Origin of the sequence: Rhodococcus chondri, from assembly GCF_036327435.1 — a bacterium.
In the GTDB taxonomy this organism is placed as follows: Bacteria; Actinomycetota; Actinomycetes; order Mycobacteriales; family Mycobacteriaceae; genus Rhodococcus; species Rhodococcus chondri.
In genome coordinates, this window is record NZ_JAUZMZ010000021.1 from 34,113 (window position 1) to 45,207 (window position 11,095).

At 66.5% G+C, this 11,095-nt stretch carries 11 protein-coding genes, 1 tRNA gene and 1 other RNA gene; 6 read left to right on the top strand and 7 right to left on the bottom strand.

The window, feature by feature from the left end; all coding sequences use genetic code 11:
* Positions 1-42: 42 nt before the first annotated feature.
* From Q8814_RS06050 to Q8814_RS06065, 4 genes are all read right to left on the bottom strand, one after another.
* A complete protein-coding gene (locus Q8814_RS06050; protein ID WP_330151114.1) occupies positions 43-984 on the bottom strand; it encodes a DUF2189 domain-containing protein in 942 nt (313 codons plus the stop codon).
* Positions 985-1,086: 102 nt separating this feature from the next.
* Complete coding sequence (gene gluQRS / locus Q8814_RS06055; RefSeq protein ID WP_330151115.1) at positions 1,087-2,055, bottom strand: tRNA glutamyl-Q(34) synthetase GluQRS; 969 nt, start codon at positions 2,053-2,055, stop codon at positions 1,087-1,089.
* Positions 2,056-2,112: 57 nt separating this feature from the next.
* Positions 2,113-2,697: a TetR/AcrR family transcriptional regulator gene (locus tag Q8814_RS06060; protein ID WP_330151116.1), complete on the bottom strand. Its 585-nt coding sequence runs from the start codon at positions 2,695-2,697 to the stop codon at positions 2,113-2,115.
* 103 nt (positions 2,698-2,800) lie between these two features.
* The gene (locus tag Q8814_RS06065; protein ID WP_330151125.1) at positions 2,801-3,451 is read right to left on the bottom strand and encodes a YoaK family protein; all 651 of its coding nucleotides are present in this window, start codon (positions 3,449-3,451) and stop codon (positions 2,801-2,803) included.
* A 131-nt stretch (positions 3,452-3,582) separates the two neighbouring features.
* Between Q8814_RS06065 and Q8814_RS06070 the strand changes: the two genes are divergently transcribed.
* Complete coding sequence (locus Q8814_RS06070; RefSeq protein ID WP_408015843.1) at positions 3,583-4,674, top strand: GmrSD restriction endonuclease domain-containing protein; 1,092 nt, start codon at positions 3,583-3,585, stop codon at positions 4,672-4,674.
* 9 nt (positions 4,675-4,683) lie between these two features.
* Here Q8814_RS06070 and Q8814_RS06075 read toward each other — a convergent pair whose 3' ends face one another.
* Positions 4,684-5,472 (bottom strand): TetR/AcrR family transcriptional regulator, encoded by a 789-nt coding sequence (locus Q8814_RS06075; RefSeq protein ID WP_330151117.1) that lies wholly within the window; start codon positions 5,470-5,472, stop codon positions 4,684-4,686.
* Between the two features lie 86 nt (positions 5,473-5,558).
* Between Q8814_RS06075 and Q8814_RS06080 the strand changes: the two genes are divergently transcribed.
* The 3 genes from Q8814_RS06080 (at position 5,559) to Q8814_RS06090 (ending at position 9,364) form a co-directional block, all read left to right on the top strand.
* Complete coding sequence (locus Q8814_RS06080; protein WP_330151118.1) at positions 5,559-6,545, top strand: ABC transporter ATP-binding protein; 987 nt, start codon at positions 5,559-5,561, stop codon at positions 6,543-6,545.
* Positions 6,545-7,372, top strand: a complete 828-nt coding sequence (locus Q8814_RS06085) for an ABC transporter permease (protein ID WP_330151127.1) — start codon at positions 6,545-6,547, stop codon at positions 7,370-7,372. The genes Q8814_RS06080 and Q8814_RS06085 overlap by 1 nt, the downstream gene beginning before the upstream one ends.
* Before the next feature lie 153 nt (positions 7,373-7,525).
* Positions 7,526-9,364, top strand: a complete 1,839-nt coding sequence (locus Q8814_RS06090; RefSeq protein WP_330151119.1) for an FAD-dependent oxidoreductase — start codon at positions 7,526-7,528, stop codon at positions 9,362-9,364.
* Positions 9,365-9,494: 130 nt separating this feature from the next.
* Here Q8814_RS06090 and Q8814_RS06095 read toward each other — a convergent pair whose 3' ends face one another.
* The gene (locus Q8814_RS06095; protein ID WP_330151120.1) at positions 9,495-9,749 is read right to left on the bottom strand and encodes a hypothetical protein; all 255 of its coding nucleotides are present in this window, start codon (positions 9,747-9,749) and stop codon (positions 9,495-9,497) included.
* Positions 9,750-9,887: 138 nt separating this feature from the next.
* Positions 9,888-9,975 (bottom strand) — tRNA-Ser (locus Q8814_RS06100).
* A gap of 116 nt (positions 9,976-10,091) precedes the next feature.
* On the opposite strand from Q8814_RS06100, the gene ffs reads away from it, so the two are divergent.
* An RNA gene (gene ffs, locus Q8814_RS06105) (signal recognition particle sRNA small type) lies at positions 10,092-10,186 on the top strand.
* 47 nt (positions 10,187-10,233) lie between these two features.
* Positions 10,234-11,095 (top strand): aminotransferase class I/II-fold pyridoxal phosphate-dependent enzyme (locus tag Q8814_RS06110; RefSeq protein ID WP_330151121.1); only part of this gene is annotated, 862 nt, incomplete at its 3' end.

The following is an 11,095-nucleotide window of genomic DNA, read 5'->3' on the forward strand; positions in this document are numbered from 1 at the left end:
TGCGGATTCGCCACCGTACAGCGTCCGGGTGACGCGGTGGTATCAGGGAGCGACAGGTCCGCCGGTAGTGACTCGGTAGGCGTAGGTCGACGCGATGATCGATACCGGGATGCTGACGAGGAGCCCGAGTCCGCACAACAGCGCGCCGACGATGTTGATGCCGATCAGGGCCAAGGCCAGCAGGAGCAGTGTGCCGGCGTTCGACGTCACCGCCTTGTAGCTCGACTTGATCGCGGTGATCGCATCCTGGTTGCGATCGACGACGAACTGCATGGTCCACCACGTCAGGAACGCGACGACGAGGCCGGGAACGATGCACAGAATCAAGCCGACTGCCGTAGCGATGCCGACCAGCAGACCTGCGACGATCACCGCTCCGACCGCACCGACCTGAAGGAATGTTCCGAGCGCGGGTTTCTGCCCGTCGACTTCACTGAGCGCGCCACGCACGAAGGCTGCCTGGATCAGATACCCGACGACGGCGGTGACGATGCTGCCGACGAGCGACCAGACGGTGAACACGTTATCGGTGCCGTCCATCGAGAACGAGAAATCGAATCCGTTGAAGAGGCCGTTGAGGACAGCCTGGATGACGAAGGCGATCACCATGAATATGAGCCACACGCCGGGGTTCTGGCTGAACTTCCGCCACCCGTAGGAGATCGCGTCGCCCACACTCAGCTGTGCTGCGGAGGAAAAGCCACTGTCGAACCCGCCGGGAGGTGGTGGGTAACCGCCGGGAGGTGGTGGGTAACCACCGGGAGGTGGTGGGTAACCACCGGGAGGTGGTGGATAACCGCCGGGTGGCGGCGGGGGAAAGCCACCACCGGGTGGGGGATAGCCCTCACCGGACGGTGGCGGGTAATTGCCGAATTGTGGAGGAGGGTAACCGCCGCCGGGTGGAGGATATGAACCACCCGGCCGGTCCGGATCGCCGCCTTGGTCCTGAGGGTCCTTGTTCGGGTCGAAGCCGCCGCTGCTCATCTGATCCTCTCCAAAGGATGGATGGATGACATGCATTCTCCCGCGCAGACTACGTGTCGGTCGGTCGAAATGCACTATTTCGGTGTGGCAGGACCCGAGGTGTCACGGAGCGGCATCATCGCGAAATATCCATGGTTCGTGGGGAAACCGCTTCGGATTCCAACGGTCCAGAAGCAGCGGCAGGGATACCGGCTCGCCGGGGTCGGCCAATTTCAGGGAAGCGGCGATGGTCCCGAGAACATCGGCCGGCGTGTGGCCGCGGGCGGCCTGATCGGCGAGAGTGACGGCACCGTCGCGCTTGGCGAGGCGCTTTCCGTCGGCGTTCAACGCGAGCGGTATGTGCGCATAGACCGGGACGGACAACCCCAGCAACGCCGCGAGGTAGGCCTGGCGGGGGGCGGAGGTGAGCAGATCGTCGCCGCGCACAACCTGGTCGATGCCTTGCGCGTCGTCATCGACGACCACGGCGAGGTTGTAGGCGGGTGTGCCGTCGTTGCGACGCAGCACCAGGTCGTCGACGATGCCGGTGAAGTCGCCGTGCAACAGGTCGTGAATCGTGTAGAACGGCTCGCCCGACCGTAGCCGGACGGCGGGTGGGCGGCCCGCAGCCCGCTTCGCTTCCCGCTCGTCGGCGCTCAGATGCCGGCACGTGCCCGGATAGGCGCCGGCGGGAGCATGGGGAGCCGACGTCGCCTCCTGAATTTCTCGTCGTGTGCAGTAGCACTCGTATGTCAGGCCTGCGCGGGTGAGGCGCGCGACCGCCGCGTCGTACAACCGTAGTCGGCGCGACTGGTGCACCACCTCGCCGTCCCAATCCAGGCCGATCGCGGCGAGGTCCCCGAGCTGCGACTGTTCGGCGCCGGATCGGACACGGTCGAGGTCTTCGACGCGCAGCAGGAACCGGCGGCCGGTGGAGCGGGCGAACAACCATGCCACGACGGCGGTGCGGAGGTTACCGAGATGCAGGTCGCCGGACGGGCTGGGCGCGAATCGGCCTGCGCCGCTCCGACCGTTGTCGTACCGGTCGTCCCCGGCTCCGCGTCCGTCTCCGGGTGGGGCCGAATGTGACATTCATGCAGACTAACCACCGCGATGCGACATCCGGCCGTCACGGTCGGGAGCGGGGTCTCAGCGCGCGTCGGCGCAATCGAGCGCGAGGTGGATCTGGGTGTGCAGTGCATGCGTGAGGTACTCGCGCGGGTACAGCTCCGGGCTCGAGGCGGCGTCGAGGGCCAAACCGTTCACTGCGGCGAGCAGCAGTGCTGCCCGGGTCTCGGGGTCCGGGGTTTCCATACGGATCAATACGGCTGCGAGGCCGGACCTGATCGTGAACAGGGTCGCGCTGCGGATGGTCCTCAGCGACGGCGACGTCACCGCGCGCACCGCGAATGCCCCCATCACGTGCGCTTCGCTTCCGCGCTGGTCGTCGAGGGGCAGCAGTTGGCTCAGCGCGGAGAACAGGCTACGCGCCGGATCGATGTCGGGATCGGCACTCGCGAGTCGGGTGAGCACACGGTCGGCGAGTGCACGGAACGAAAAGGCGAGCATCTCGTCCTTGGTCGGAAAGTGGTGCTGCACTGCACCGATCGATACGCCTGCCTCGTTCGCGACCTCGCGTACGCTGGCTGCCTCCAGGCCGTTACGGGCGGCGATTTCGAGAAGGGCAGCAGCGAGCCGGGAGGGGCTCGTAGTGGCGTAGGGACGGGCGCGCATGGATGCACCGTATCCGAGCACCGGTACCGTACGGGGGTATGGGTGACGCACGGTACAGCCCGACCGGCACCGGACATATCCGGCAGGCGCCCGAAGGAGTCGGTCAGGAACGGTAGGGCAGCGAGTGGACCCCGACCGTGAGAATTCCGGCGAACGCGGTCGCGATCCACAGAGCGTGCAGACCGAGGAACTTGTGTGCGAGGGCTCCCAGGATGGCTCCGCCGATGAGCCCACCCCACAACCCGAGGTACGGCAACCAGGTCCAGCGAGGACCGCCGAAGAATGCCGCGGCGATGCGCTGACCGATCTTCACGAGGGCGCCGGTCATGTAGGTCAGAGCGATGCTGACTTCACCGTTGCGGCGGAACACCGCATTCTCGGCGCCCATCGCGAGAATGATGGCGATGATGGACAGGGGCGTCCAGTCCAGTACGGCACCGATCGAGCCGACGAACAACAATCCGGTGACGGTGGCCAGCACGGCGGTCTTGCGGGCCCGCCGACTGTGGTCGTTGAGCTCGGCGACGATTCCGCCGATGATCACGCCGACGACGAACAGTGCGAGCACACCCGCGACGATCCCTGCTTCGTGCCACAGGCCGTCGGCGAGTCCGACGCTCAGGCGCGTGGAGTTGCCGCTCATGAAGGAGACGAAGACACCCCCGAGGGTGATGAATCCGATCGCGTCGACGAAACCGGCGAGTGACGACAGCGCGACCGCCAGCGCTTGGAGTTTCCTGCCGTATCCCACCACTCGCGCCATGGTAGAGAGTTGCGGGGCATCGGTCGCTTCCGGCCGACAGTTGTGTAGCACATGTAACAACCTGGGAGTGGTCACGATAGACGCGGGTAGTCGCTTCCTTCTTTCGCCCAGGAGAACCCCCGTTGGTATCGAAACGCGTTGCACCGTCCGGCTCGTGTCTTGCCCGCGGCATCGTCGGGTTCGCCGCCGCCGCCGTGCTGCTCGCGGGATGCGCCGGCTCTCCGGGCGATACGGCTACCCAATCGAGCGCACCGGACGCGCCGGTGGCTACGTCGGCAACCGACCCCACCACCCGAGCATCGGCCACGGCGACGGTAGCGCCCGCGCCTGTCACCCCCGCAGCCGAAGTGCCCAGCGGTGGCGCGGCGGTGTCGGGGGCGTCCGCGGCGCTGACGCAGCTCGCGACGTTGCCGATCAAGGGCCGCGCGCCCAAGACCGGCTACGACCGGGACCTGTTCGGGCAGGCGTGGAGCGACGACGTCGACGTCGACGGCGGACACAACGGCTGCGACACCCGCAACGACATCTTGCGCCGCGACCTCGTCGACCTCACCTTCCGGCAGGGAACACGCGATTGCGTGGTGCTCTCGGGCACGCTGCAGGACGCGTATACCGGCACCACCATCGCGTTCACCCGCGGACAGGACACCTCGAGCGCCGTGCAGATCGACCACGTCGTCGCCCTGTCCGACGCGTGGCAGAAGGGTGCCCAGCAGCTCGACCCGCAGACCCGCGTCGACTTCGCGAACGACCCCCGCAACCTGCAGGCCGTCGACGGACCCACCAACCAGCAGAAGGGCGACGGAGACGCGGCGACGTGGCTGCCCCCGAACCGCTCGTACCGCTGCACGTATGTCTCTCGTCAGGTGCAGGTCAAGGCCGTCTACCAGCTGTGGGTGACGCAGGCCGAGCACGATGCGATGGCGCGGATCCTCACGGAGTGCGGAGGCGGGCTCGCTTCCGAGACCACGGTCGGCGCACCGCCGCCGACGACTGCACCTCAACCGCAGCCCGCACCCCAGCCGCAGCCCGCACCTCAACCCCAGCCCGCACCCCAGCCCCAGCCTGCGCCGGTAGCGCCCGATGTGTCGTCGTCGGTGTACTACGAGAACTGCGCGGCGGCGCGCGCCGCGGGCGCCGCCCCGCTCTATGTGGGCCAGCCGGGCTACCGACCGAAGATGGACGGCGACGGCGACGGTGTCGCCTGCGAATAGCGGGCGGTGTCACGAACTGTTTCGCGCCCGGTCGATCGTGAGCTCGATCGAGTCCAGGAGCCGTTCGAGGCTCGATTCGAGTGGGCCGGCGGGGTCGTCGAAACCGCCCTTCTCCCAGATGCGGTTCATGGTGGGGAAGCGTTCGACATCGAACCAGTCGGCCCAGAAGCTGCTCATGGAGGTCCAGTAGGCGTCGCTGTCGAGGCCGGTGCTCTCCCGTTCACGATCCTCGGCGATCGCGGTCCGTGCCAGACCCTGAACGAAATTATCGACCACGCTGAGGATTTCGACTACCTGACGCTCGGTGGGGCCGGTATCGACGAGGATGCGCAGTCCGGCCTCCTGAGCGTCGAGGACATGGGGTGCCAGCGGTGCGCGCCACATGTTGGTCTGGAGGATCCATGGGTGCCGCTGGTAGAGCATCCAGCACTGATGTGCGTACTGGGACAGCGCGGGGCGCCACGGTGCCCCGGCCTCGGGTAGGTCGAGTTCGGCATAGGCGCGGTCGATCATGAGGTCGATCAGTTCGGTGCGACCGGGGACGTACGTGTACAGCGACATCGCGCCCACGTTCAGGGCGGCGGCGACCCGGCGCATGGACAGTGCATCGAGGCCACCCTCGTCGGCGAGGGCGATGCCGGCCAGGACGACATCGGCGCGGGTCAGGCTGGCTCGCCGTCCCCGGGTCTTGGGTTCCGGTGGATCCCACAGCAACGCCAGACGACGGGTGATTTCGGGGGTGCGGACGATCTCGTCATCGTCCGGCGAAACGCATTCGCCGCCCTCTTCGCTCGTCACGTATTCCTCCTTGTCGAAGCCATTCTCGTACACCGCATGGTAATCTTGGCTACCTCATTTCGGTACAACGTACGAAAAGAGGATCCATGATCCGAGCGCGCGGTCTGACCAAGACTTTTCATCGCAAGAACGAAACGATCCGAGCGGTCGAAAACATCGATGTCGACGTCGCGGACGGCGAGTTGGTAGCGTTCCTCGGCCCCAACGGTGCGGGGAAGTCCACCACCATTCGAATGCTCACCAGTCTGCTCACGCCCACATCCGGAACGGCCGAAGTCGCCGGGTTCGACGTCGTCCGCGACCCGGCGCGCGTTCGCGCCCGCATCGGCTACATCGGGCAGGGCAACGGAGGCGGCTACTCGTACAAGGTGCGGGACGAACTGCACAACCAGGGCCGCTTCTACGGGCTGTCGTCGTCCGAATATCGTCGTCGCGCTGCGGATCTCGTCGAATCGCTCGAGCTCACCGGCCTCGGGAAACGCGGCATCCAGTCGCTGTCCGGCGGCCAGAAGCGACGCCTCGACATCGCGCTCGGCCTCATGAACCGTCCGCCGCTGCTGTTTCTCGACGAGCCCACGACCGGTCTCGATCCGCACAGTCGCGCCAACCTGTGGGAGCACATCGGAGCCCTGCGGAAGCAATCCGGAATGACGATCGTGCTTACGACGCACTACCTCGAAGAGGCCGACCACATGGCCGAGCGGGTCGTCGTGATCGACCACGGCCGGGTCGTCGCCGACGCCCCGCCCGCCCAGCTCGAGCGGGAGTACGCCGACGACGTCATCACTCTCGTCGCGTGCCCTGCCGATGCATCGAGCGCAACCGTGTCCGGCGTCGCGCGGTGCCTGCCCCCGGAGATCGGCGACATAGGGGTGCAATCCGGCTCCGACGGCTCGGCCGGCGACGTCACCGTCACCATCGCAACCACGCACGGTGCCGAACGTCTACCTGCCGCAATGGAATCCCTACGTCTGGCGGGCTGGTCCATCCGGTCGGCGTCGCTCGCGCAGGCCAGCCTGGACGACGTCTTCCTCAACCTCACCGGCCGGAGCCTGCGAGAGGAGGCCGCGTGATGAACGTCGGGATCGAAACCGGTCCGGTGCGCACCGGGGGCTACGCGTCGTCACCGGAGAGAAGCGGACTCGCAAAATTCGTCTCGGACACCTCTGCGGTCTTCGTTCGCGAGATCCTGCTGCTGCTGCGCGATCCGATGACCCTGATCTTCTCGCTGCTGCAGCCACTGGTCTTCCTCGCTCTGTTCGGACCGCTGCTCACCGGCGCTCTCGGCCAAGGTTCCACGGCGGAGACGCTGCAGTGGTTCGTGCCCGGCGTGATCGTGATGATCTCGCTTTTCGGAACATCGATGACCGGATCGAATCTGTTGTACGAGTTGATGACCGGATCCTACGAGCGCATCCTTGCAACCCCGCTGAGCCGGTCGTCACTCCTGGTGGGGCGGGCGCTCAAGGAATTCGCGCCCCTCGTCGTGCAGGGTCTGCTCATCGTCGTTTTGTGCGTGCCGTTCGGATTCATCCTCCACCCGCTGCATCTGCTTGCCGGGCTCGTGGTCCTCGGCATCTTCGGGATCGGGGTCGGCGCGCTGTCGTGCGCGCTCGCGCTCGCCGCCCAGAACCGCGAATGGTTGTTCTGGACAGTGCAGCAAACGGTTCTGTTCCCGCTGCTGATCCTGTCGGGCATGATGCTGCCGCTCGATACCGGCCCGGGCTGGATGCGCACGGTCGCGCTGTTCAATCCGCTGACCTACATCGTCGATCTCGAACGCGCACTGCTCGGCGGCTCGTTCACCGACCCCGACGTCCTGCAGGGCGTCGCCGCAGCGGTGGCGACCTGTGCCGTCGGACTGGTCGTCGGTATCCGTCGGACCCGTAGGACGGCGTAGCGAACGGCCCACGACAGGCGTACGGGTATCGCCGGCCGGCAGGTCCCAGCTCCGAGGAATAGAAAAATATGGTTGAGTGTTCAACTACATGGCAGGAGGTGCACTCTCCCGGTTCGAGGAGGGGCAGGGCCGAAAAGGACGGTACGGAGGATCATGGACAGCACATCGACTCAGCGCAGTGGCTCCATCGGGAACGTGTCCGAGAAGGGCATCCCCGACGAGGCGGACGTGGTGATCGTCGGGTCCGGCGGCGCCGGCCTGATGGCGGCACTGACCGCAGCCAAGGAGGGCGCGCGAGTTCTCGTCGTCGAATCCCGGGAGATCGTCGGAGGTGCCACCGGAATCTCCGCGGGCGCCGCCTGGATCCCCAACCACGGTTTCTCGACCGAGGACCTGAAGGTGAACGACGACCTGGATCAGACCCGGCGATACATCTACGGGCAGGGCCGCGACAAGATCCTCGACCACGACCTGATCGAGAAGTTTCTCGAAACCGGCCCCCACGTCGCCCGCTACATCGAGGAGAACACGGCCTTCGGGTGGATCCCGACGATCTGGCCGGACTACCGGTCCGATATCGACGGCGCATCCGTCGGCCGGGCGCTGTTCCCCGGTCCGTATTCTCCGGAGGGGCTGGGGGAGAACGCAAAATATGTCCGACCGGCCTTGACCACGGGGATGGCCAAGAATCCGCTCCCGTTCTGGCTGCTCGGTGGCATAGGAATCGATGACGTGTGGCTCGCCGGGCCGGCATTGATCGGAGCCCTGCTCGAGGCGGGCCTCCGCAACGGTGTCGACGTGCGCGTCGAGGCACCCGCGACGCGGCTCGTCACCGACGAGTCGGGGGTACGGGGCATCGTGGTCCAGGCCGACGGCGTCGAGCACACGGTCCGTGCCACCAGGGGCGTCCTGTTGGCCAGCGGCGGGTTCGAGAGTTCGCCCGAGGTCACTACGACCTACCTCGGCGCGCCGTTCGATGTGCAGGTTTCCCCCAAGGGGCATGACGGCATCGCGGTGCAGCTGGCCCAGGAGGTGGGCGCCGACCTGACCGGCATGGAGGACGCCTGGTGGATGCCCGGCGTGCAGTTGCCCGGTGAGGAACTCGAGGGCCGTCCGCTGAGCCGTGTGTTCCTCGGCGAGCGCGCGCTGCCGCACAGCATCATGGTCAACAGCAAGGGCGAGCGTTTCGCGAACGAGGCCCTGGCCTACGACCAGTTCGGCCGGATCATGCGCGAGGTCGACCCGGCCACGGGCACCATGCCCAACGCCACGGCCTGGCTGATCTTCGATCACAACTACTGGACGAAGTTCGGGATCTTCGGCGTCACGCCCGGCGGAGAGGTGCCCGACTACCTCCACCGCGCCGACAACCTGGCCGAACTGGCGCGCAAGATCGGGATCGACGAGGTGGGTCTGCTCCGCACGGTCGACCGCTTCAATCCCGAGGCCGCACGTGCTCGCGACCCGCAGTTCAACCGCGGTGACACATTGTTCGACCGGTATTTCGGCGCCTTCTACCCTCGCCTGGGCAAGAATTCGCCCGACGCACGGTTCCCCGCCGCCACCGCAAAGACCCGAACGGTCATCGCGGCGGCAATCGGTCCGATCGTGAGCAAACTCGCAGGACGGGTGGCGAAGAAGAACGACCCCGACCGGATGCGTTCCGCGGTGGTCGGCCCTCTCGCGAAGATCATCCGACCGATGTTGAACAGCCCGAAGTCGAGTGTGCTCGGGCCGGTCGACACCGCGCCGTACTACGCGCTCGAGGTCCACGCCAGTGCGCTCGGCACCGTCGGTGGTCCCAGGACCGATGCCTCGGGACGCGCCCTGAACACCGAAGGCAAGGTCATCCCGGGCCTGTACGCCGCCGGCAATTCGGGCGGTGCCCCCACGAAGGGGTTCTACGGTGGCGCCGGAGGGACGATCTCTCTCGGGCTGGTGTTCGGCTACCTCGCCGGTCTCGAAGCGGCCCGGCAACAGAACCGCGCCTGAGCATCTCGCGGCCGGCCTCGACCGCCGTCACGACGGTCGAGGCCGCGCGATCCCATGCGGGTGGGGTTGTGGCACAAGATAATCGGCCATCGGAGGAAGCCGGGGTGACTCGGCAGGCGCCGCTGCTCGGCTAGGCGAACCGATCCTTCAGGTTGCGGCGCATCCGATGCAGTTCGCGCAGGTTGTCGCGGAGGCGTCCGCTTTCGGCGTCGAACTTGCGGGCACGGTCGACGGCGCCGACACGGTGTTCGACCAGGGCGCGTTTCTCGACATCCTCGATCGCCGCCGAGACGGCGTCGATCTCTCGATCGAGCATCTCGCGCCATTGGGCGGCCTGCAGTGCATCGGCCTCGCGGTCGAGGGCGCTGTTCTTCTCGATGGGCACGGTCTCGGCGGTTCCTTCTGTCCAGACGCGCGGTGCCGCGTCGTATCTGGACCACGCTAGCGGTCCCGTCGAGTGCTGCGTGGCACCGACGACGAAAAAGCCCGTGATCGACATTGTTGTCGATCACGGGCTTCCCGTTGGCGGAGGATAGGGGATTTGAACCCCTGAGGGCGTTAACCCAACCCGCGTTCCAGGCGAGCGCCATAGGCCACTAGGCGAATCCTCCGTGGGGAAGCATACCGAATGCCGCGGCGGATTACCCAAACGGGCAGGTCTGCCGAGTATTTGCCGGACATCGGAGGGGGTGGTGCACACCCGTGCCGGGCTTGCTCTACACTTGCCGATGGATCCCGCGCGGCGCGCATCCTGTGAACTCCCCCAGGGCCGGAAGGCAGCAAGGGTCAACGGGCTCTGCCGGGTGCGCGGGGTCCCCTTAATTTCCGCCGATGCCCGTGTCACCGTGCACGGTGAAAGGTTCCTCCGCATGCCTACGCAGACCCAGATCGGGTTGATGAGCCATGAGGAACTCGTTGCAGAGCACGAGCGCCAGACCGCCAACTACCAGAAGTTGAAGACGGAAAAGCTGACGCTGGACCTGACCCGCGGCAAGCCGTCGCCCGCACAACTCGACCTCTCCGCGGAGCTGCTGTCGCTGCCCGGCGCCGACGATTACCGAGACGCATCCGGTACCGACTGCCGCAACTACGGTGGACTGACCGGCTTGCCGGAACTGCGCGCCATCTTCGCCGAGCTCCTCGCTGTTCCGGTCGACAACCTGATCGCCGGCAACAACGCGAGCCTCGAGATCATGCACGACCTGATCGTGTGGTCGTTGCTGCACGGCACCGTCGATTCGCCCCGCCCGTGGTCGCAGGAATCGGCCGTGAAGTTCCTGTGCCCCGCGCCCGGCTACGACCGGCACTTCGCAATCACCGAGCGATACGGCATCGAGATGATTCCGGTGCCCCTGCGTGAGGACGGTCCGGATGTTGCGATGATCGCAGATCTGGTCGCGAACGATCCGCAGATCAAGGGCATGTGGACGGTCCCGACGTACTCGAACCCCACCGGCACCGTCTACTCGGAGGCTGTGGCCCGCGAGCTGGTCTCGATGCCGACCGCCGCCCCCGACTTCCGCATCTTCTGGGACAACGCCTACGCCGTGCATCCACTGGTGGAGGAGACGGCACCTGCCATCGACATTCTCGGGCTCGCCGCCGAAGCCGGTCATCCCAACCGGGTGTTCGCGCTGGCCTCGACCTCGAAGATCACCTTCGCGGGCGCGGGCGTGAGCTTCTTCGGAAGCTCCACCGACAACCTTGCGTGGTACCAGAAGCACTTGGGCG

Bases quoted from the DNA above. Each gene is read 5' to 3' on its own strand.
- Q8814_RS06050 (WP_330151114.1), bottom strand. From the start codon at position 984: ATGAGCAGCGGCGGCTTCGACCCGAACAAGGACCCTCAGGACCAAGGC.
- gluQRS (WP_330151115.1), bottom strand. From the start codon at position 2,055: ATGTCACATTCGGCCCCACCCGGAGACGGACGCGGAGCCGGGGACGAC.
- Q8814_RS06060 (WP_330151116.1), bottom strand. From the start codon at position 2,697: ATGCGCGCCCGTCCCTACGCCACTACGAGCCCCTCCCGGCTCGCTGCT.
- Q8814_RS06080 (WP_330151118.1), top strand. From the start codon at position 5,559: ATGATCCGAGCGCGCGGTCTGACCAAGACTTTTCATCGCAAGAACGAA.
- Q8814_RS06085 (WP_330151127.1), top strand. From the start codon at position 6,545: ATGAACGTCGGGATCGAAACCGGTCCGGTGCGCACCGGGGGCTACGCG.
- Q8814_RS06090 (WP_330151119.1), top strand. From the start codon at position 7,526: ATGGACAGCACATCGACTCAGCGCAGTGGCTCCATCGGGAACGTGTCC.